Source organism: Pseudarthrobacter sp. alpha12b (assembly GCF_054130495.1).
In genome coordinates, this window is record NZ_CP196746.1 from 2,869,332 (window position 1) to 2,891,006 (window position 21,675).

A 21,675-nucleotide genomic window follows, 5' to 3' on the forward strand; every position below is an offset into this window, starting at 1 on the left:
CCCGCCTTTGGCAGAATCGAGATTAGCACCGGTTTGTGGGCCACGCCATAGTTTTCTGGAAAATTTATTTCGCTATGTGAAATCCATATTTCGTGCCTCTCACCGCTCCGGTCACATTCCGCGGGCGTTGACGGAACCCGCCCCTGCTCCCTACGCTGGTCCGAACCCGCGCTGCCTGCAGCACAGCAGTTGGAGCCGGGCACCTGGATCAGCAGACAGGGCCGCACTGAGCTGGAATCAACCGCAACTGCGCTCAGACAGGACAGCCCGTGACTACCCACTCCCCTGCACCCGCTGGCCGTTTATGGATCCGGAATCCGCTGGCCTCGTTCACCGCCAATTCCCTGGACGCCTCCGGTGGCCTGGTGGTCAGCGGCGGGGTCATCACCGAGGTCCTGGCTGCGGGCCAACAGCCATCCGCACCCTGCACCCGGATTTTCGACGCTGGCCGGCACGTCCTGCTGCCCGGGCTGATCAACACGCACCACCACTTCTACCAAACGCTGACACGCGCCTGGGGGCCGGTGGCCAACGCCCCGCTGTTCCCGTGGCTGCAGAACCTGTACCCGGTGTGGGCCCGGCTCACCCCGAAGGACCTGGAACTGGCCGCCACCGTTGCACTGGCCGAGCTGCTGCTCTCCGGCTGCACCACCGCCGCAGACCACCACTACCTCTTCCCCGAAGGCCTTGAGGACGCCATTGACATCGAAGTGGAAGCAGTGCGCCGGCTGGGCATGCGGGCAACCCTCACGCGCGGCTCCATGACGCTGGGAACGGACGACGGCGGCCTGCCGCCACAGTCGACGGTCCAGGCTCCGGAGGTGGTGCTGGCAGACAGCGAGCGCCTGGTGCGCCGGTACCACGAAGGCGGCGACGACGCCGTGATCCAGATTGCCCTGGCGCCGTGCTCGCCGTTCTCGGTGACGAAAGAGATTATGGCCGAAAGTGCAGCCCTCGCCGAACGGCTGGACGTCCGGCTCCACACGCACCTGGCAGAGACCCTTGACGAGGAGGACTTCTGCCGGGAGATGTTCGGGCTGCGGACGGTGGACTACCTGGACAGCGTTGGCTGGCTGACGGACCGCACCTGGCTGGGCCACGGCATCCACTTCAGCGACGCGGAGATCACCCGCCTCGGTTCTGCCGGGACCGCCGTCGCGCACTGCCCCACCTCCAATATGCGCCTCGCCTCGGGCACCGCACGGGTCCTGGAACTGGAGGCCGCGGGAGTCCCCGTGGGGCTGGGAGTGGACGGCTCGGCGTCGAACGATGCCTCCAACATGATCCTGGAAGCGCGGCAGGCGCTCTACCTCCAGCGGCTGCGCTACGGCGCGGATGTACCGGTGGAGCGGGCGCTCGGCTGGGCCACCCGCGGCTCGGCCGCGGTGCTGGGGCGCCCGGGGCTGGGCCAGTTAGCTCCCGGAATGCAGGCGGACCTGGCGCTGTTCACGCTGGACGACCTTCGCTTCTCCGGCAGCCATGACCCCATCGCTGCCCTGCTGCTGTGCGCGGCGGACCGGGCAGACCGGGTAATGGTGGCCGGACAGTGGCGCGTGGTGGACGGGCAGATTCCTGGATTGGACATTGCCGGGCTGATCGCCGAACACTCAGCGGCGGCCCGCAGGCTCGTGAACGGCTGACAGGGGTGCGGGCCGCTGCTACCGTGGCGGCATGACTCCGTCAAAGACGCCACCCGAGGTCCTGGATATCGATGGAATCGAAGTCCGGATCTCAAGCCCGGACAAGGTGGTGTTTCCCGAGCCGGGGCTGACCAAGCTGGACCTGGTGCGCTACTACCTTGCTGTCGCGGAAGGTGCGCTGCGGGGTGCAGGCGGCAGGCCCATGGTGCTCAAGCGGTTCCCGAAGGGCATTGACGCCGAGCCGTTTTTCCAGAAACGCGTGCCGGAGAACCATCCGCCATTCATTGACACCACCACCCTGCACTACGCCTCCGGAACATCGGCTGAAGAAGCAGTCATCCGGGACGCCGCCGGCCTCGCCTGGGTGGTGAACCTCGGCTGCCTGGACCTGAATCCGCACCCGGTCCGCGCCGAGGACCTGGAACATCCCGACGAACTGCGGGTGGACCTTGACCCCATGCCTGGCGTGGACTGGTCGCAAATAGTTGATGTCGCCTACGTTGCCCAGGAGGTCCTTGACGACGTGGGGCTGGTGGGCTGGCCAAAGACCAGCGGATCCCGCGGGTTGCACATCCTGGTCCGCATTGCCCCGGAGTGGTCCTACAAGGATGTCCGGCTCGCCGCCGAAACCCTGGCCCGCGAAGTGGAGAACCGGGCACCGGGCCTGGCCACCGCGCGCTGGTGGAAGGAGGAACGCGGCGAGAGCGTGTTCGTGGACTTCAACCAGAATGCCAAGGACCGCACGGTGGCCTCCGCCTACTCGGTCCGGCCACTGCCGGATGCCCGCGTTTCCGCGCCGCTCACGTGGGAGGAGATGCGCACTGCCCGGCCGGATCAGTTCACGGTTCCCACGATGCTGAAGCGGTACGCGGACATCGGCGACCCGCATGCGGGCATTGACGGGGCGGTGGGCCGGCTGGACGGGCTGCTTGCCTTGGCGAAGGAACTGGGGCCGGCGGAGAAAGCTCCGCGCAGCGGCAACGGCTCCGGCCGCCGGCAGTCGCTGATGCCGCTGATCGAGGTGGCCCGGACCAGGACCAAGCCCGAGGCACTCGCGGCGCTTGATGAGTGGAAGTCCGGGCACGCCGCCGTCGTCAAATCCCTGCAGCCTGCGGACATCCTGGTGGATGGGATGCGCGGGTCCAGCTCCCTCTGGTACCGGGTGCGGGTGAACCTGCAGCACGTTCCCGATGCCGAACGCCCGCCGCAGGAGGAGCTCATCGCGGACTACGACCCCTGGGCCGGCAAGCAGTGGCCGGGAAAGCCCGGATCCTGAGGCTTGCCGCGGCTATTGCCAGGCCCGCACCCAGTCCACCTTGATGGCTCCGGCCCCGCCGAACGTTCTCTGATCGGGATTCAGTCCGACATTGAGGATCAAGTAGTGCGGAGCATTACCATCCTGAGTGGAGTATGAAGAGACGCGGCGCCCGTCGTAGTAAATGTCGTTGACGCCGGCCTTACGGTGCACTCCGTAGGTGTGGTACCCGCCCGCCCAGCATCCCAGAATGCCTTTCCCGGAGTCGCCGCCTGAAGAGTGGTAGACGGTGGTCATATTCCCGGCCAGGGGCTCGGCGATGTCAACCTCGCCGGAGCTCGGGAACTTCTGGCCGGTGGTCCACCAAGCAGGCCAGTTGTAGATGCCGCCCGAGCATGTTCCCGGGAAGTAGATGCGGGCCTCCACATAGCCGGTGGTGTACTGGAAGCCCACATGGCCCTTGACGCCGTCTTTGGGATTGGTGGAGAGCAGTGCGCCGGATTCCGAGTCGGACAGTTGGAGCACGGCGTTTCCGTTCTCCACCTTGACGTTGCTTGAACAGGTTTTGACCCCGTTCTTCGTCGATCCGGGATGGCAGTCACGGAACCAATAGGGAGTCCAGAGAGCGGTGTTGAGCGAGTTGAACTCCTCATCCAAGACCAGCTGCCACTGGCCTGGAGGGCCCAGCGGACCTGTCTCCTTGCTGGCCACCACGGGCGTACCCTTGACGGAGGCTTCGTTTGCCGAACCATCGGCCGGGGAATCGTCGGGCTTGCTTGATTCCTCCGTTCCCGAAGGCTGGGCAGCTGGCGAATCGGCCGCACCCGTAACAGCAGGCTGTTCCGCCCCAGCGCCACCGGTGGAATCTGAAAGCGCCGGCCCCACCCCCGGGTCAGTCCCGGACACCGATGCCTCCTGTCCGGGGGAAGAGGCAACAGGTGGGCCTTGCAGCCGGATGGCGCTGCCCGACAGCCCCGCGACGACCAACACACAGCACAGGATCTGCAGCAAACGGGCTGTGGCTCGTTGCATGGCAGTCCTTCCCGGCACGAAGTGGCGATGGCCGGACCGTGGACGAAGCCTCCAAGCCCAGGGTCGGCTGTCTATCGTGCAAGGCTAGGAGACTTGCCGCCGCAAGTCCCGAGTAGCGGCTACTCAGCTTTAGGGAAAGCTTTTACGCGCTTTCTCCGCGGGGGTACGCAGGGATTGGATCCACCGCGAGAAGCGGCCGGTGGAATGAAGACGGTCCTCCGGTACGTGTAGGTCCGGGTCGATTCCACCGCCAAGCGGGAGGTAGAACTCCTGCGGGCCAGTTTCTTGGGCGGGCGCTGCCGGCACGGAAGGCGTGTCCTGCTGGTACATCGAAACCTCCTTGTTTTTCGTATTATGGAATATAATTTCTGCTGTACGAAAATGGTAGGACGCCCGGGTGAAGGGGTCAATAGCGGCCCTCCCCACGCCACCGCCCACCCGGTCATAAATTGAATTTTGAACCTGTGATGTACACCACCGCATGCGAGGGGTACGCTGTTATCCAACTCGTGGCGCACGTCACGTAACCTGGGAGCAGCAGGCAGGGTCGTAATGAGCTGGCATCAATGGATGCCGGCTCTTTTTTGTTGGGTCGGCTCCACCGGAAACGCGCATTAAACGCGCGCTTAATTTCAGTGATGGAACCTTGGTTCCACTTACCGGAGATTGGGAACAGACCATGAGCAGCAAGATCATTCTCGGCAGCAACCAGTTCGGCAAGGCCGAGGTCCGGGTCGTCAAGATCACCCGCGACAGCGACCGCCACCAAATCGAAGACCTTAACGTCACATCGCAGCTGCGCGGTGACTTTGAGGCCGCGCACCTCGAAGGCGACAACGGGCACGTCGTGCCCACTGACACCCAGAAAAATACCGTCTACGCCTTCGCCCGCGAAGGCATCGGTTCTCCTGAAGCCTTCCTGCTTCGCCTCGGCGAGCACTTCACGTCAAGCTTCAGCTGGGTCGACGGCGGACGCTGGGCGGCCGAGTCCTACGCCTGGGACCGGATCCAGGCCCACGGCAGCGAGCACGACCACTCCTTCGTACGGAACGGCCAGGAAGTACGGACCGCCGTCCTGGTCCGCGACGGTGACGCGGAACACCTGATCTCCGGCCTGAAGGACCTCACGGTCCTGAAGTCCACCCAGTCCGGCTTTGTCGGTTACCCCAAGGACAAGTACACCACCCTGGCGGAAACCACCGACCGCATCCTGGCAACTGATGTTTCCGCACGCTGGCGCTTCAAGGCCGGGACCGACTTCTCCGGCTTCGATTTCAACAAGAACTACGACGACGTCAAGAGCCTCCTGCTCGAAGGCTTCACCGAGAACTACTCCCACGCCCTGCAGCAGACCCTGTTCGACATGGGCACCAAGGTCCTGGAAGCACACCCGGAGATCGACGAGATCAAGTTCTCCATGCCCAACAAGCACCACTTCCTGGTGGACCTCTCGCCGTTCGGCCTCGACAACCCCAACGAGGTCTTCTTCGCAGCCGACCGCCCCTACGGCCTCATCGAGGCTACGGTCCTGCGCGAGGATGCCGTTCCGGCCGAAAACGCCTGGACCGGTATCGCCGGCTTCTGCTAAACGCCACTCGGCCAGACGGGCTCAACCACCGGTGGTTGAGCCCGTCGAACCACTCCAGCACCACCCACAGCCCTACCTGTTAGCCAGACAACGTTAGCCAGACGAGGACGTCTGCCATGAACCAGAAAGTCTGCCATGAACATCAAGAACCCCCTCAAAGCCGGCGCTAAGCAACGCAGCAAGCGCACGACTTTCAGCCGCCCCGAAGATGAGCGGCTCTCAATCGGAAGCAGCTTTGCCTATGGCTTCCAGCACGTCCTGACCATGTACGGCGGAATCATTGCCGTTCCACTCATCGTGGGCCAGGCCGCGGGCCTGTCATCCGCCGATATCGGTGTCCTCATTGCCGCGGCCCTTTTCATGGGTGGACTTGCAACCCTCCTGCAGACCATCGGTATCCCGTTCTTCGGCTCGCAGCTGCCCTTGGTGCAGGGGGTGTCCTTTGCCAGCGTGGCCACCATGGTGGCAATCGTCAGCGGCGGCGGAGGCTTGCCATCAGTCTTCGGTGCGGTGATGGTCTCGGCCGCCATCGGCCTGATCATTGCTCCTGTCTTCTCCAAGATCGTCAGGTTCTTCCCACCGGTGGTCACCGGTACCGTCATCACCACCATCGGCCTGACCCTGATGCCCGTCGCGGCAAACTGGGCCATGGGCGGTAACAAGAAGGCTGAGGACTACGGAAGCGTAGCCAACATCGGCCTCGCCGCAGTTACCCTCGCGCTGGTCCTGCTGCTAAGCAAGGTTGGCAGCGCCACAATCTCCAGGCTTTCCATTCTCCTGGCCATGATTGTCGGCACGGTAATCGCCGTGGTCACCGGGATGGCTGACTTCTCCAAGGTCGGCAACGGCCCGATCGTTGCGTTCCCCACCCCCTTCCATCTCGGAGCCCCCACATTCGAGATCGCTGCCATCATTTCCATGCTCATTGTGGTTCTGGTGATTCTGACCGAAACCATGGCGGACATCCTGGCCGTAGGCGAAATCGTCGGGACCCGCACTGATTCCAAGCGCATCGCAGCCGGCCTGCGCGCAGATATGGGTTCGAGCCTCATCGCACCGATCTTCGGTTCCTTCACCCAGAGTGCATTTGCCCAGAACGTGGGACTGGTGGCAGTCACCAAGATCAAGAGCCGCTACGTCGTGGCAGCCGGTGGCGTGATCCTGGTCCTGCTCGGACTGCTGCCGGTCATGGGCCGCGTCGTCGCAGCAGTCCCCACGGCGGTTCTTGGCGGCGCCGGCATCGTGCTGTTCGGTACGGTTGCCGCCAGCGGCATCCGGACCCTGGCCAAGGTCGAGTACAAGAACAACATGAACCTGATCATCGTGGCCGCGTCCATCGGTTTCGGCATGATTCCGATCGCAGCGCCCACCTTCTACGACAAGTTCCCGTCCTGGTTCGGCACCATCTTCCACTCCGGGATCAGCTCCGCCGCTGTCATGGCCATCCTGCTGAACCTGCTGTTCAACCATCTCAAAGCCGGCAACTCGGAGTACCAGTCCGTCTTCGCTGCGGGCACCGGAAGGGTCATCCGGGAAGAGGACCTGACATGCCTTGAACACGGGGACCGCTTCGAAAACGGCAAGCTCATCGACTGCGACGGAAAGGAAGTCCCGGTCCAGTCAGCCGAAAAGGCGCCAGAGCACTGACGTTCCAAAAAACCGACGACGGCGGCCCCCTCCGGAAGGAGCGGGCCGCCGTAGTGCGTGGTTGGCACAGCCTTTGCAGGCCGGGTGCCTCAGGTGCGGTTAAGCTTCCCGCGAGATCGCCTCGGCTGCCTCGCGGAGGATGGGCACGGCCTTGTCGGCGAAGTTCTCGTCCACGCGGGATACGGGGCCGGAGACCGAGATGGCGGTGGGCGTGGGGGCGTTGGGCACTGCCATGGCGAAGCAACGTACGCCGAGCTCCTGCTCCTCCTCGTCGATGGAGTAGCCCCGCTCGCGGATGAGTTTGAGGTCGGCCAGGAGCTCCTCCACGTCGCCGATGCTCTTGGCGGTGGGGGTGGGCATGCCGGCGCGGGCCACGATGCCGCGGACGGTGTCATCGTCGAGTTGGGCCAGGATGGCCTTGCCCACGCCCGTGGCATGGGTGTGGGCGCGGCGGCCCACCTCGGTGAACATGCGCATGGAGTGCAGCGACGGCACCTGGGCCACGTAAATCACCATGTCCGAGTCGAGCACGGCCATGTTGGAGGTCTCCCCCAGCCGGTCCACCAGGATCTTCAGCTGCGGCTGGGCCAGGGCGCCGAGCTGCTTGTTGGCCCCCTCCCCCAGCCGGATGAGCCGCGGGCCCAGGGCGTAGCGGCGGTTGGGCAGCTGCCGGATGTAGCCAAGCGACACCAGGGTGCGGAGCAGGCGGTGGATGGTGGGCAGCGGCAGGTCGGTGGAGGACGAGAGCTCGCTGAGGGTGACGTCGCCGCCGGCATCGGTGATGAGCTCCAGCAGTTCAAAGACGCGCTCTACCGACTGCACCCCACCAGGGGCTTTTTCTGCCATTCCGTTGTCTCCTACGGCTCGGAATCCGACAACTCTTATCCGCATCGTGAAAAGAGTTGCTTAGAACTCCCAAGATACAGCACGGCCGTTCGGACTGCGATGCAGCCCGGCGGTCGTATTCGAAGGGGTTGTAATTCCATAAAGTAGATAATAATATCCATAATACGAAAACATCCGGATCGCAGCACAAGCCGGACAAGGCCTATACAGGAGGACATTCAATGGCGAACCCCAGCCCCGGAAATTCGATCACCCTGCGCGTGGAAGCACCGTCAAGCTTCAGCGCCACGAGCGAGCTCGCCGCAGCCGTGGGAGCGGCAGGCGCCGCCATCACCGCGCTGGACGTCACCGAGTCCCACCACGAGACCCTGGTTGTCGACGTAACCTGCAACACCACCGACGACGCGCACGCCGCCCGCGTCAAAGACGCCCTGAATGCCCTCGACGGCGTCACGGTCCAGCACGTCTCGGACCGCACCTTCCTGATGCACCTGGGCGGCAAGCTCGAAGTGGTCCCCAAGGTCCCGCTGCGCAACCGCGACGATCTCTCCCGCGCCTACACGCCCGGCGTCGCGCGCGTCTGCCTTGCCATTGCCGAAGACCCCGCAGCCGCCCGCAACCTGACCGTCAAGCGCAACACCGTCGCGGTGGTCACCGACGGCTCCGCCGTGCTGGGCCTGGGCAACATCGGCCCCGCCGCAGCCCTGCCGGTCATGGAAGGCAAGGCAGCCCTCTTCAAGCAGTTCGCCAACGTTGATGCGTGGCCCGTCTGCCTGGACACCCAGGACACCGAGGAAATCATCCGCACCGTCAAACTCCTGGCCCCCGTCTTCGGCGGCGTGAACCTGGAGGACATCGCCGCTCCCCGCTGCTTCGAGATCGAGGCCCGCCTCCGCGAGGAACTGGACATCCCGGTGTTCCACGACGACCAGCACGGCACCGCCATCGTCACGCTCGCCGCCCTGGTCAACGCCCTGCGCGTGGTGGACAAGAAGATCGCGGACGTCAAAATCGTGGTGTCCGGCGTTGGCGCCGCCGGCTCCGCCATCATCCAACTGCTCAAGGCCCAGGGCGCCCGGCACATCGTGGCCGCAGGCCGCTCCGGCGCCATCCACCAGGGCGAGGCCTACGACGACGCCCACCGCACCTGGATCGCCGAAAACACCAACCAGGAAGGCTTCTCCGGCACCCTGCACGAGGCCCTGGTGGGCGCCGACGTCTTCATCGGCGTCTCCGCACCGAACATCCTCGGCGAAGAGCACATCGCTTCCATGGCAAAGGACTCCATCGTGTTCGCCATGGCCAACCCCACCCCCGAGGTGGACCCGGCCGTTGCATCCAAGCACGCCGCCGTCGTGGCCACGGGCCGCAGCGACTTCCCCAACCAGATCAACAACGTCCTTGCCTTCCCCGGCCTTTTCCGCGGGCTCCTGGATGCCGGGGCAAGCAACATCACCCCGGACATGCTGGTGGCCGCTGCAGAGGCAATCGCCAACCGGGTGAACGATAATGAGCTCAATGCGAGCTACATCATCCCGAGCATTTTCGACCCGCACGTGACCGCCGACGTCGCTGCAGCCGTCTCGGCTGCAGCCCACGCCGCAAACGTTGCAACGGCTGCCGAACCGGCCGATCCCGCAGCGGAGCCAGCACTCGCCTCCGCCTGACCCGCCCGACTTCCCAGCCCAAGGAAAGGACCAGAAATGGCCATCACCGTCACAGATCCCCGGCCGATCAACCGCGCTGAGGAGATCCTCACGCCCAAGGCACTGGCCTTCGTGGAGGAACTCCACAACCGGTTCGCCGGTACCCGCAACGAACTCCTGGCGGCACGTGCCGTCAAACGGCAGCGGGTAGCCGAGACCGGCAAGCTGGACTTCCTGCCGGAGACCAGGGACGTGCGCGACGGCGACTGGAAGGTTGCGCCGGCACCGGCGGCTTTGCAGGACCGCCGGGTTGAAATGACAGGACCCGCGTCACCGGCGAAGATGGCTATCAACGCCCTGAACTCGGGCGCCAAGGTATGGCTGGCGGATCTTGAGGACGCCAGCACGCCCACCTGGGCCAACGTCATCGATGCCATCCTCAACCTCCGCGACGCCGCCCAGGGCACGCTCAGCTTCACGTCGGAGGAGGGCAAGGAGTACAAGCTCCGCGCCGACGCACCGCTCGCCGTCGTGGTGGCCCGCCCCCGCGGCTGGCACATGCAGGAGAAGCACCTCCTGGTCAACGGCGAACCCGCCGTCGGCGCGCTGGTGGACTTCGGCCTGCACTTCTTCCACGTCGCCAAGCAGCTGGTCCTGAACGGGCAGGGCCCGTACTACTACCTGCCCAAGATGGAGAGCCACCTTGAGGCCCGGCTGTGGAACGACGTGTTCGTTTTCGCCCAGGACTTCCTGGGCCTGAACCAGGGCACCATCCGCGCCACGGTGCTGATCGAGACCATCCCGGCCGCATTCGAGATGGACGAAATCCTCTACGAACTGCGAAACCACGCTTCCGGGCTGAACGCCGGCCGCTGGGACTACCTGTTCAGCATCATCAAGTACTTCCGTGACGCCGGCGAGGAGTTCGTCCTGCCGGACCGTGCCTCCGTGGCCATGACCGCACCCTTCATGCGGGCCTACACGGAGCTGCTGGTCAAGACCTGCCACCGCCGCGGCGCCTTCGCCATGGGCGGCATGGCTGCAGTCATCCCCAACCGCCGCCACCCCGAGGTCACCGAGGCCGCCTTCGAGAAGGTACGGGCTGACAAGACCCGCGAGGCCAACGACGGGTTCGACGGCTCCTGGGTTGCGCACCCGGACCTGGTCCCCACCTGCCGCGAAGTGTTCGACTCGGTGCTGGGAGACAAGCCCAACCAGGTGGACAAGCAGCGCCCGGAGGTTTCGGTCACCGCGGAGCAACTGCTGGACGTCCAGTCCGCCGACGGCCAGGTCACCGAGGCAGGCCTGCGCCTGAACCTGTACGTCGCAGTTGCCTACACGGCCGTGTGGCTGTCAGGAAACGGCGCCGTGGCCATTCACAACCTGATGGAGGACGCTGCCACCGCTGAGATTTCCCGCTCGCAGGTCTGGCAGCAGATCCGCAACAAGTCCATCCTGGCGGACACCGGCAATACGGTGACGAAGGAACTGGTGGAGCGGGTCCTGGGCGAGGAGACCGAGCGGCTCCGCACCGAGTTCGGCGACGAGGCATTCCGCCGTTACTACCAGCCGGCCAGCGAACTCATCGCGGACATCTGTCTCTCGGACGACTACACGGACTTCCTCACCACGCCGGCCTACGAACTGGTGGGCTGAGGCATGGCCGCAGCACCGAAACCCTCACTCTCGGCGGGGGACCTCGCACACATCGACGGGCAGCTTGCCGTCACGGACCGGCTGCTGGAGCAGAACTACCCGGGCGACGACGGCTCCCGCCAGCCCGTGCACACGGTGTACGTGCCCGCGGACCGCTTCACGCCGTCGTTCGCCGCCGATTGGGGCGCCCAGGCAACCGCGGCGGCGGACGCGCACGGCGGCTTCGACAAGCTGGGGCGGCTCCTGGGACAGGAGGCGGGGCTCGCTGAGGCCGTCGCCTCCCGCGTCGAGGCCAAGCTCGCCGGCGAGCCCATCGAGGACCTGCGCCTTGACTTCGAGGACGGCTTTGGGGACAGGGGCGACGACGCCGAGGATGCCGCCGCGGTTGATGCGGCTTCCGCGGTGGCCAAGGCAGTCGCTGCCGGGTCCGCTCCCCCGTTCATCGGGATCCGCTTCAAGTGCTTTGAGGCGGCCACCCGCGCCCGGGGCCTGCGGACCCTGGACCTGTTCGTCTCGGGCCTGGCCGCTGCCGGTGAGCTGCCGGAAGGGCTGGTCCTGACGCTGCCCAAGGTCACCACGGTGGCCCAGGTGCAGGCCATGGATTACGCGGTGTCCCGGCTCGAGGAAGTCCACTCGCTGCCCGCAGGGCGGCTGCGGTTCGAGGTGCAGGTGGAAACCCCGCAGCTGATCCTTGGCCCGGAAGGAACGTCGCCGGTGGCGCAGCTCCCGCACGCCGTGCCCGGCCGGATCAGCGGGTTGCACTACGGCACCTACGACTACTCCGCCTCGCTGCAGATCTCGGCCGAGTACCAGTCCATGGAGCACCCCGTGGCCGACTTCGCCAAGGAAGTCATGCAGCTGGCCGTGGCCGGCACCGGCATCCGGCTCTCCGACGGGTCCACCAACATCATCCCTGTAGGGGACAACGTGGAGAACGCCTGGCAGCTGCACGGCCGGCTGGTCCGCCGCTCCCTGGAACGGGGCTACTACCAGGGCTGGGACCTGCACCCCGCCCAGCTGCCCAGCCGGTTCGCCGCCACCTATGCGTTCTACCGCGAAGGCCTGCCGGCCGCTGCGGCCCGCCTGCGCAACTACGTGGAGCGGACCGAGGGCGGCGTCATGGACGAGCCTGCCACCGCCCGGGCCCTGGCCGCCTTCGTCCTGCGCGGCGTCCAGTGCGGCGCAGTGGGTGCGGAGGAAGTCCAGGCGCTTGCCGGCGTCGGAATTCCGCAGCTCACCGGACTGGCGCATCCGCGGCTCGCCACCACTTCCAGCTCCTAGGTAAGGATCTCTCTTCATGGGCAAGTACTACTCCCCCACCGGCGGGCTGCCGCCGCAGACGCACCTGACCACCGAGCGGGCCATTGTCACCGAGGCCTACACAGTGATCCCGAAGGGCGTGATGACGGACATCGTCACGTCCAACCTGCCGGGCTTTTCGAACACGCGCTCCTGGATCATCGCCCGCCCCATCTCGGGCTTCGCCACTACCTTCTCGCAGCTGATCGTGGAGATCGGCCCGGGCGGCGGCGCCCCGAAGGCTGAGTTTGAGGCCGGGGTGGAAGGCGTCATTTTCGTGACCCGCGGCAAGGTCAACCTCACCCTCGACGGCGAGCTGCACCAGCTGGAGGAAGGCGGCTACGCCTACTTGGCCGCCGGCTCGGAGTGGGGGCTGGAAAACGTCTCTGATGACATCGTCTCCTTCCACTGGATCCGCAAGGCCTACGAACGGCTGGAGGGCTACGAGGCCAAATCCTTCGTGACCAACGAGAAGGACGTTGAGCCGACGTCCATGCCGGACACCAACGACGCATGGAAAACCACGCGGTTCACCGACTCCAGCGACCTGGCCCACGACATGCAGGTCAACATCGTGACGTTCCAGCCGGGCGGTGTGATCCCCTTCCCGGAAACCCACGTCATGGAGCACGGCCTGTACGTCCTGGAGGGCAAAGCCATGTACCTGCTGAACAACGACTGGGTTGAGGTGGAGGCCGGCGACTTCATGTGGCTGCGTGCCTTCTGCCCCCAGGCCTGCTACGCCGGCGGGCCCGGCGAGTTCCGTTATCTGCTCTACAAGGACATGAACCGCCAGGTGAAGCTCACCTAAGTATCCTCCCCGCCCACCGGGGCAAAAGCAGAGGCCGTTATGGCGTTCCATAACGGCCTCTGCTTTAGCGTTTCAGGATTGCGTCAGGCACCCGGGTTGAGGACCACCTTGATGCAGCCGTCTTCCTTCTTCTGGAACTTCTCGTACAGCGCAGGGGCACCCTCCAGGCCGGAGCGGTGGGTTACCAGGTCCATGACGCCCAACGGATCGGCGTCATCCTCCACGAGGGGAAGGAGGGAATCCGTCCAGTTGCGCACATTGCACTGGCCCATGCGCAGCTGGAGCTGCTTGTCGAACATGGTCATCAGGGGCATCGGGCTGGCCTCGCCGCCGTAAACGCCGCTCAGCGACAGGGTGCCGCCTCGGCGGACCGCGTCAATTGCGGTATGCAGCACCGCCAGCCGGTCAACGCCGGCCGTCTCCATCGCTTTCTGGGCCAGCTTGTCGGGCAGGAGGCCAAGGGCCTGGTGGGCGAAGCCGGCGACGGGGGAACCATGCGCTTCCATCCCGACGGCGTCCACTATGCCGTTCGGCCCCCTGCCATCCGTCATCTCCCGCAGCTCGTCGGTGACGCCTTTGCTGTAATCAAGCGTTTCCACGCCGTGGCGGGCGGCCATTTCACGCCGCTCCGGGACCGGGTCGACACCAATGACGCGGTAACCGCGGTGGATCCCGATTCGCGTAGCGAACTGGCCCACGGGCCCCAGGCCGAAAACCGTCAAGGTGCCACCCGGCTGGACATTGGCGTACTCCACGCCCTGCCACGCCGTGGGCAGGATGTCGGAAAGGAACAGGTAGCGTTCATCCGGAAGCTCACTCCCCACCTTGATGGGGCCATAATCGGCGTGCGGGACGCGAAGGAACTCCGCCTGTCCGCCGGGGACCGATCCATACAGCTCGGAGAAGCCAAACAGGGCCGCTCCGGAACCCTTCTCCTTCACCTGGGTGGTTTCGCACTGCGACTGCAGGCCCTGGCTGCACATGAAGCAGTGCCCGCAGGAGATGTTGAAGGGAATCACCACACGATCGCCCTTGCGGAGGTTGGTGACGCCGCTTCCCACTTCCTCCACGATGCCCATCGGTTCGTGGCCAATGACATCACCCTTGTGCATGTAGGGGCCCAGGACCTCATAGAGGTGGAGGTCGGAGCCGCAGATCGCCGTGGAGGTGATCCGTACGATCGCATCCGTAGGTTCCTGGATGACGGGATCGGGCACTTCTTCAACGCTTACCGACCGTTTTCCTTGCCACGTCAGTGCTTTCACAGTCTCCCTTTCGCTCTGCTTTGCCCCGGGGGTCTCCCTGGGGCGGGGCAGGGCACCCGCGGGCACCCTTTCTTCGACGCTATCTGTTTTAGGCGAAAAAAGTAAGCATGCTGATCAAAAGCTTGTGGCCGCCGTCGACTGCTCCTAGCGTAGGAAGTGTCCCGGAACACCGGGAAGACCACGTGAAAGAGGAACGCCATGTCGCTGTACCAGCCGGAACCGGTCGAGATCTCCACCCGCATGCGTCCGGGCGAATGGACGGAAGAAAGCCTGGCGGAACTGGTCAGCGGCTACCGGACACGGGTGGAGGAGATGGGAGCCGCTCCCACCGAGGTGGCCACGGACATTGAGCGGAACGACGACGGTTCGGTCAAGGTGGTGGTGTCCTGGACCAAGGCCGCCATTGCCGGCGACGAGGACTCAGTACCGGGCGGTCAGCCGCTGTGACCTAGGAGTCCGGCTGCAGCGCGAGCAGCCGGCCGATGGCGCTTGAGCCCAGGTTCTGCAGCAGGTGGCGCGGCCCGTCATAGACCTCGACGGCGCCCGCATCGCGGAGTTGGGCTGCGTGGATTCCGCCGCAGGTAACCCCGATGGCGGGGATGCCCAGCGCCCCGGCAGCCTTCATGTCCCACACCGCGTCACCGACATAGACGGCGTTAGCGGCCTTGACACCCACGGCTTCCAGGGCTGCCTCCAGGATGTCCGGCGCAGGCTTGCTTTCCTTCGCGTCATTGGCACTGGTGGCGGCGTCAATGAAGGCGTCGGCATCCAGGACGGAGCGCATGACCTGCAGGTCCCGCTCCCGCGCCGAGGACGCCAGCGCCACTGCCAGGCCGCCGGCATGGCACCGGCCCAACAGTTCCATGGCCCCGTCGAGGGCGCGGAGCGAGGGCCAGTGCGAGGCATACAGGGCGCCATGGCTGGCCATGATGTCCTCATCCTCGTCATGGTCCCGGTCCGGCGGCAGGAGGTTGTCCACCAGCCGGGCGCCACCCATGCCGACGAGCTGGTGGATGGCCGCCATGGGCACATCATGGCCGTACTGGCGGAACGCACCCCACCACGCGATGGTGTGGATGTACGACGAGTCGATCAGCGTTCCGTCTACGTCAAACAGGACCCCCCGGCGGGGGCCGCCAGGGGGTGCAGTGGACTCAGCCATCATCCCACCGCAGCCCGTCGCACATCAGGCGTCTTCTTCCGCCTGGCCGCCTCCTCCTTGGGAGAACTGACGGGGCGTACGCGTTCACGAATCACTGATCCGGCGCCATCCAGGCTCTTGTCCCGGATCAGGCCCGTGCCGGCGATTTCCCGAGCCATGGCAACGCCTGCCACAGCGGCCCTCTTGGTGGGGAAGGTAACCGAGATGGCCATCAGGTTCCCGCTTCCGTCCATCATCCTGATCCGGTATCCACCATCAGGGGCGTCAACGAGTTCAAAATATCCGGCCATAACTATCACTCCTCCATCAATCACGGCGCTGTGCTTGGGAGCACTCCATGAGGTGTTAGTAAGTATACTTATCTATCCTGCGAAGGAGAAGTTTCAGCCCCGGTCCGCGCCGCCTCAGCGCGAATCCGCCCCTTCCGGCGGAATGGGGGTGTCACTGCGCCGAACCGTATCCTGATGGAGCTCCAGGGCGCTAGTCACAAGCGCAAAGTGGCTGAATGCCTGTGGCGTGTTGCCCAGTTGACGCCCGGCTTTCACCGCCCATTCCTCACTCAGGAGCCCCACATCGTTGCGCAGTTCCAGCAGCCGCTCGAAAAGTTCGCGCGATTCCTCGTGGCGGCCCGCTCCCAGCAGCGCCTCCACCAGCCAGAACGAGCAGGCCAGGAAGACACCCTCATCGCCAGGCAGGCCGTCGTCGCTCTGATCCGGACGGTAACGCAGCACGAACCCGTCCTGGGTCAGCTCCCGCTGGATCGCTTCGATGGTCCCCACCACTTTGGGGTCATCGGGAGGCAGGAACCCCACGCGGGGAATCAGCAGCAGGCTGGCATCCAGCTCCGGCCGGCCGTAGGACTGGACAAACGTGTTGCGCTGCCCGTCAAAGCCGTTGGCCATGACGTCCGCGCGGATCTGGTCCCGCAGCGCCTCCCACCGCTCCACCGGACCAGGCAGGCCGGACTCCCGCACGCCCTTCACCATCCGGTCGGCGGCCACCCACGCCATGACCTTTGAGTGGGTGAAGTGCCGGCGCGGCCCCCGCATTTCCCAGAGCCCGTTATCCGGCTGATCCCAGATGGTCTCAAGGTGCTCCATCAGTGCTATCTGCACGTCCCACGCCTCGTCGGTATGTTTCAGCAGCGAGTTCCGGGTCAGCGCAAGGCAGTCCAACACCTCCCCCCACACATCCAGCTGGAACTGCTCCGCAGCCGCATTGCCGATCCGCACCGGCGTCGAGTTCTCGTAGCCTTTCAGCCACGGCAACTCCAGCTCCGGCAGCCGTCGCTCGCCATGGATCCCATACATGATCTGCAGGTCTGCGGGATCCCCGGCCACGGCCCGGAGCAGCCAGTCCCGCCAGGCGGCGGCCTCGGCCGTGTACCCGGCTGCCAGCAGCGCCTGCAGGGTCATGGCGGCGTCGCGCAGCCAGCAGTAGCGGTAGTCCCAGTTGCGCTGGCCGCCCGGCTGCTCTGGAAGAGACGTTGTGACGGCAGCGACGATGCCTCCGGTGGGGGCGTAGGTCAGTCCCTTGAGTGTGATCAGCGAGCGGACCACGGCTTCCTGGTACTTCCCCTTGACGGTGCATTGCGAGGACCAACCCCGCCAGAACGCACATGTGCTCTCAAGGACATCCTCGGCATCGACGCTTACCGGCCGTCCCACGTGGCTTGGCGCCCACGTCAGCACGAACGGCACTTTCTCACCGGCGTTGACGGTGAAGTCGCTGAGGGTATGCATGTTCTCGCCATGCAGGGGCGCCGGAGTGACCAGGTAGACGGCATCCGGGCCGGCAATGGCGTGCAGCCCGCGCTTGTCCTTGCGCACCCACGGCACGATGTGGCCGTAGTCGAACCGCATGATCAGCTCCCCGCGCATCCGGACGCTGCCGCTGACACCTTCGACAATCCTGACGATGTCCGCGACGGAATCGCGGGGCGGCATGAAGTCCGTGACCCGCACCGTTCCGTCAGGCGTCTCCCACTCCGTATCCAGGACCAGGGTGCCGTCGCGGTAACTCCGGCGGGTGCATGCGCCTCCGCCTTCGGGCGCCAGCAGCCAGCGCCCCGAGTCCGGGGTGTCCAGCAGTGCATTGAAGCAGGCAGGGGAATCGAACCGGGGAAGGCACAGCCAGTCGATTGATCCTTCCTTGCTGACCAGGGCCCCGGTCTGAAGGTCGCCCACTACCGCATAATCTTCGATTCGCGCCATGACATTACCCTGCCACAGAGAGCTCGGAAGAGGGTGGAAACCCGGTGTAGCCTGAGGGAAATGGCAATCCACATTGGCACCTCCGGCTGGAGCTACGACCACTGGGAGAACGTCCTGTACCCGCCCGGGCTTCCCGTCCGGGACCGGCTCCAGTGCTACGTCTCCAGGTTCAGCACGGTTGAACTGAACGCCAGCTTTTACCGGTGGCCAAGGGAAACCACCTTCGCGGGCTGGAACAGGCGCCTGCCGCCCGGTTTCAGCATGTCAGTCAAGGCACCCCGCGGGCTGACCCACGCGCGCAAGCTCTACTCGCCGGAAGTCTGGATTGAGCGGATCGCCAGGTGCTGGCATGAGTTGGGGGATAAGCGGGCCGTGCTCCTGGTCCAACTGCCCCCACAGCTGGAGCGCGACGACGCGAGGCTGGACTACTTCCTGGCGGCACTCCCGTCCTGGATCAGGGTGGCCGTGGAGTTCAGGCACCCCAGCTGGGATTGCCCCGAGGTGTTCTCCCTGCTGGAGCGGCACCAGGCGGCCTACTGCATCATGAGCGGCGCCAACCTTCCCTGCATTCTGCGGACCACCGCACCTTTCGCCTACGTCCGGCTTCACGGGCCGGACCATGAGCACTTGTACGGCGGCTCCTACTCAGACGCGGACATGCACTGGTGGGCAAACCGGATCCGTGAGTGGGACGGCGCGGGCATCGACGTGTACGCCTACTTCAATAACGACGGCGGCGGGAACGCCGTGCGGAACGCCGAGACCCTGCGCGGGATCCTGGTCGCCGGCTGATGCCCGTTGCGGCCCTGTGGCAGAGTTAGGGCATGGACACGGCTCCGCAGAACCCAGCCCAGGACTCGGCACACGCACCCCAGCAGAACAAAAAAGGCCAGTACGCATTGTCGGGAAGCCAGTTCTTCCGCCTGGCGCACCGGTTTTCTGATGCGGTCAACGACGTCCGTATCACGCTCGCCAAGCGGTGGAAGTTCGTGCCGCAGACCATCGCCTACCAGGGCTACGGTTCCACCACGCGGGTGCGGGTGCTGGGCCGTGTGCTGCTTACCCAGAACCCGCTGCCGGGGAGCAAAGCGGAGCATGAAGCGAAAAACGGCAACCAGAACATCCGGGGCTGGCGCGCTTTCACAGGGGTGCCGTTGCAGTTTACCGACGTCGAAATCGCCATTGGCGACGTCGTCACCCACGTAACGGCGGACCGGGGCGGGCTGATCGACACCGAGGTGGACGTGCAGCTGTCCCCTGGCTGGCACACCGCGGTCCTGCGCGCGGAGGGAACCGAGCCGGCGGAAGCCCTGATCCAGGTGATTGCCCCCGGAGTGGAATTCGGTATCGTCTCCGACATCGACGACACCGTCATGGTGACGGCCCTGCCCCGGCCCTTCCTGGCGCTGTGGAACACCTTCGTGCTCAGTGAACGGGCGCGCATGGCAACGCCGGGAATGGCAGTGCTGCTGGACCGGCTGACCATTGAGCACCCCGAGGCCCCCATCATCTACCTGTCCACCGGCCCGTGGAACGCCGCCCCCACCCTGGGGCGCTTCCTGACCCGCAACATGTATCCCAAGGGCGCGCTGCTGCTGACGGACTGGGGCCTCACCCAGGACCGCTGGTTCCGCAGCGGCCAGGACCACAAGCACCGCAACCTGGAGCGGCTGGCCCAGGAATTCCCGGACATGCGGTGGCTCCTGATCGGCGACAACGGCCAGCATGACGAGGCCATCTACTCCGCCTTCGCCGCCGAAAACCCGGAAAAGGTTGCGGCGATCGCCATCCGGCAGCTGTCCGTCAGCGAGTCGGTGTTTGCCGGCGGCCACTCCGAGGACGGCGACCACACCACCTCCCGGGTGCCGTGGATCTACTCCCCCGACGGCGCCGGCATCGCCAAGCAGCTCGCCATGCTGGACCTGCTCCGGGGCTGACCGCTCCGGAGCCGGCCCCTCACGTCCTACGCGTCGGCACCCAGGGGTGCGCCGTCGTCGGGCGCTCCGTTGCTGAAGAGCTCTTCACCGCCCAGGAGATCCGGAACCACGGCTTGGGCGATGCTGGCGTCGGCAGCGGCGGCAAGGTCGCGTTCCTCGATGAGTTCCTGGAACCAGAAGTAGGAAGCCTTGGGCGTGCGCTCCAGCGTTTCGAAGTCCACGTGCATGAGGCCGAACGGCTGCTTGTAGCCGGCGGACCACTCGAAGTTGTCCAGGAAGGACCACACGTAGTAGCCGCGCAGGTCCACGGACTCCGCCACGCCACCGGGGGCCGTGGCCCGCAGCGCGGTTTCAAGGTGGTCGGAGATGTACTTCAGCCTGCGCTCATCAGGGATGAACCGCGTGTTGGTGGACTTGTCCCGGACAATAATGTCTTCGAAGCTGGCTCCGCCTTCGGTGATGATCACGGGAGGCAGGTTGGGGTACCGGTCCGCCATCTCCTTGAGTGCCACGGCCATGTACTCCGGCTTGACCGGCCAGCCGTAGGCGGTGATGTCCGCCTCCGGCCAGGCTTCCACGTGGAACGGTGTAGCCCCGCCGCCTGCTGCGCCCAGGTCGCTGCCCATGGCCTCGGCCATGCTCGCCGGGACCGCCCCGCTGCCCGGCCCCACGGCAACCTTGGTGGGCATGTAGTAGTTGAGCCCATAGAAATCCAGGGGCTGGGAAATGATCTCCATGTCCTCTTCGGGGTGCTCGAAGGAGCTGAAGAACTTGGCAGCGCGGACCAGGTCCGGATACTTGCCCGTGAGGACGGGGTCCGCGTACAGCCGGTTCTGGCCCAGGTCCATGAGCCCGGCGCTGATCTTGTCCAGCGGGTTGATGGAGTTCGGGACCATGGGTGAGTAGACGTTGGTCATGCCGATTTCGCCCGGCACCCGTGCGGCGCGCAGGGCCTGGACGGCCAGCCCATGGCCCAGCAGTTGATGGTGGACGGTGGGGAAGGCGCCAAGGGCCAGCTCCTTGCCAGGGGAATGCACTCCCAGGGAGTAGCCGTTGGCGCTTACGGTTGCCGGCTCATTGATGGTGACCCAGCGGGCCACCCTGTCCCCGAAGGCTTCCGCCACGATGGCGGCGTACTCCCCCAGCCGGTAGGCAGTGTCCCGGTTCATCCAGCCGCCTGCTTCATCCAGCTCCAGGGGTGTGTCCCAGTGGTAAATGGTGGCCATCGGCGAGATCCCGTTGGCCAGGATCTCGTCCAGGAGCCGGTCGTAGAACGCCAGTCCTGCGCGGTTGGCCGGGCCGGTCCCGCCGGGCTGGATGCGCGGCCAGGAAAATGAAAACCGGTAGGAATCGACGCCAAGCTGCTTCAGGAGGGCCACGTCCTGCGGCATCCGGTGGTAGTGGTCCGTGGCCACCACCGGGCTGTGGTCATCCACGATGGCGCTGGGCTTGGCGGCAAACCTGTCCCAGCCCGAGGGTCCGCGGCCATCCTCGTCCAGGGCCCCTTCGATCTGGAATGCTGCGGTTGCGACGCCAAGCGTGAACCCCGGAGGGATGATTGCTGCGAGGTCCTTGGCGGTGATGTGCATTGGGGTCCAGCCTTATGGTCACGGTGGTTTGGGTACGTCCCAGAATGTCACAGCGCTGGGCGGCAGACGAGCAGCAACTCCGCGCCGGG

General features: G+C 65.5%; 18 protein-coding genes. 11 read left to right on the top strand and 7 right to left on the bottom strand.

Annotation, left to right across the window (positions count from 1 at the left end; translation table 11 throughout):
• The first annotated feature begins 269 nt into the window (after positions 1–269).
• Both ACTAQI_RS13205 and ligD read left to right on the top strand, forming a co-directional pair.
• The gene (locus ACTAQI_RS13205) at positions 270–1,640 is read left to right on the top strand and encodes an 8-oxoguanine deaminase (protein WP_457946449.1); all 1,371 of its coding nucleotides are present in this window, start codon (positions 270–272) and stop codon (positions 1,638–1,640) included.
• Positions 1,641–1,671: 31 nt separating this feature from the next.
• Entirely contained in the window at positions 1,672–2,916 is a 1,245-nt protein-coding gene (ligD, locus tag ACTAQI_RS13210) for a non-homologous end-joining DNA ligase (RefSeq protein ID WP_457946450.1), read from the top strand.
• 12 nt (positions 2,917–2,928) lie between these two features.
• Here ligD and ACTAQI_RS13215 read toward each other — a convergent pair whose 3' ends face one another.
• On the bottom strand, positions 2,929–3,801 hold the full coding sequence (locus tag ACTAQI_RS13215; RefSeq protein ID WP_457946451.1) for a glycoside hydrolase family 16 protein: 873 nt from the start codon (positions 3,799–3,801) through the stop codon (positions 2,929–2,931).
• 805 nt (positions 3,802–4,606) lie between these two features.
• On the opposite strand from ACTAQI_RS13215, the gene pucL reads away from it, so the two are divergent.
• Both pucL and ACTAQI_RS13225 read left to right on the top strand, forming a co-directional pair.
• Positions 4,607–5,515: a factor-independent urate hydroxylase gene (pucL, locus tag ACTAQI_RS13220; RefSeq protein WP_457946453.1), complete on the top strand. Its 909-nt coding sequence runs from the start codon at positions 4,607–4,609 to the stop codon at positions 5,513–5,515.
• A gap of 135 nt (positions 5,516–5,650) precedes the next feature.
• Positions 5,651–7,162 carry a nucleobase:cation symporter-2 family protein gene (locus ACTAQI_RS13225; RefSeq protein WP_457946455.1) on the top strand — a complete coding sequence of 504 codons (1,512 nt, stop codon included), beginning with the start codon at positions 5,651–5,653 and terminating at the stop codon, positions 7,160–7,162.
• 99 nt (positions 7,163–7,261) lie between these two features.
• On the opposite strand, the gene ACTAQI_RS13230 is transcribed toward ACTAQI_RS13225, so the two are convergent.
• Positions 7,262–8,008, bottom strand: a complete 747-nt coding sequence (locus ACTAQI_RS13230) for an IclR family transcriptional regulator (protein WP_457946456.1) — start codon at positions 8,006–8,008, stop codon at positions 7,262–7,264.
• Positions 8,009–8,229: 221 nt separating this feature from the next.
• On the opposite strand from ACTAQI_RS13230, the gene ACTAQI_RS13235 reads away from it, so the two are divergent.
• The 4 genes from ACTAQI_RS13235 to ACTAQI_RS13250 are packed head-to-tail and all read left to right on the top strand — an operon-like array spanning position 8,230 to position 13,420.
• Positions 8,230–9,675, top strand: coding sequence for a malic enzyme-like NAD(P)-binding protein (locus ACTAQI_RS13235; RefSeq protein ID WP_457946458.1), 1,446 nt, complete (start codon positions 8,230–8,232; stop codon positions 9,673–9,675).
• Positions 9,676–9,711: 36 nt separating this feature from the next.
• The gene (gene aceB, locus ACTAQI_RS13240; protein WP_457946460.1) at positions 9,712–11,310 is read left to right on the top strand and encodes a malate synthase A; all 1,599 of its coding nucleotides are present in this window, start codon (positions 9,712–9,714) and stop codon (positions 11,308–11,310) included.
• Positions 11,311–11,313: 3 nt separating this feature from the next.
• On the top strand, positions 11,314–12,591 hold the full coding sequence (locus ACTAQI_RS13245) for a DUF6986 family protein (protein WP_457946462.1): 1,278 nt from the start codon (positions 11,314–11,316) through the stop codon (positions 12,589–12,591).
• 16 nt (positions 12,592–12,607) lie between these two features.
• Positions 12,608–13,420, top strand: coding sequence for a bifunctional allantoicase/(S)-ureidoglycine aminohydrolase (locus ACTAQI_RS13250; protein ID WP_457946464.1), 813 nt, complete (start codon positions 12,608–12,610; stop codon positions 13,418–13,420).
• Between the two features lie 83 nt (positions 13,421–13,503).
• Here ACTAQI_RS13250 and ACTAQI_RS13255 read toward each other — a convergent pair whose 3' ends face one another.
• The gene (locus ACTAQI_RS13255) at positions 13,504–14,685 is read right to left on the bottom strand and encodes a zinc-dependent alcohol dehydrogenase (RefSeq protein WP_457946466.1); all 1,182 of its coding nucleotides are present in this window, start codon (positions 14,683–14,685) and stop codon (positions 13,504–13,506) included.
• Between the two features lie 198 nt (positions 14,686–14,883).
• Here ACTAQI_RS13255 and ACTAQI_RS13260 point away from each other — a divergent pair, with 198 nt between their 5' ends.
• Positions 14,884–15,132: a hypothetical protein gene (locus ACTAQI_RS13260; protein WP_457946467.1), complete on the top strand. Its 249-nt coding sequence runs from the start codon at positions 14,884–14,886 to the stop codon at positions 15,130–15,132.
• Position 15,133: 1 nt separating this feature from the next.
• On the opposite strand, the gene ACTAQI_RS13265 is transcribed toward ACTAQI_RS13260, so the two are convergent.
• The 3 genes from ACTAQI_RS13265 to ACTAQI_RS13275 form a co-directional block, all read right to left on the bottom strand.
• Positions 15,134–15,847: an HAD family hydrolase gene (locus ACTAQI_RS13265; protein WP_457951056.1), complete on the bottom strand. Its 714-nt coding sequence runs from the start codon at positions 15,845–15,847 to the stop codon at positions 15,134–15,136.
• Positions 15,847–16,137, bottom strand: coding sequence for a hypothetical protein (locus tag ACTAQI_RS13270; RefSeq protein ID WP_457946469.1), 291 nt, complete (start codon positions 16,135–16,137; stop codon positions 15,847–15,849). Before ACTAQI_RS13270 ends, ACTAQI_RS13265 begins: the two co-directional genes overlap by 1 nt.
• 114 nt (positions 16,138–16,251) lie before the next feature.
• Positions 16,252–18,060 (bottom strand): glycoside hydrolase family 15 protein, encoded by a 1,809-nt coding sequence (locus tag ACTAQI_RS13275; protein WP_457946470.1) that lies wholly within the window; start codon positions 18,058–18,060, stop codon positions 16,252–16,254.
• Between the two features lie 60 nt (positions 18,061–18,120).
• Between ACTAQI_RS13275 and ACTAQI_RS13280 the strand changes: the two genes are divergently transcribed.
• Positions 18,121–18,852 (top strand): DUF72 domain-containing protein, encoded by a 732-nt coding sequence (locus ACTAQI_RS13280; protein WP_457946472.1) that lies wholly within the window; start codon positions 18,121–18,123, stop codon positions 18,850–18,852.
• A 32-nt stretch (positions 18,853–18,884) separates the two neighbouring features.
• A complete protein-coding gene (locus ACTAQI_RS13285) occupies positions 18,885–19,997 on the top strand; it encodes an App1 family protein (RefSeq protein WP_457946474.1) in 1,113 nt (370 codons plus the stop codon).
• A gap of 26 nt (positions 19,998–20,023) precedes the next feature.
• Here ACTAQI_RS13285 and ACTAQI_RS13290 read toward each other — a convergent pair whose 3' ends face one another.
• Positions 20,024–21,586, bottom strand: coding sequence for a glycoside hydrolase family 1 protein (locus ACTAQI_RS13290; RefSeq protein WP_457946476.1), 1,563 nt, complete (start codon positions 21,584–21,586; stop codon positions 20,024–20,026).
• Between the last annotated feature and the right edge of the window lie 89 nt (positions 21,587–21,675).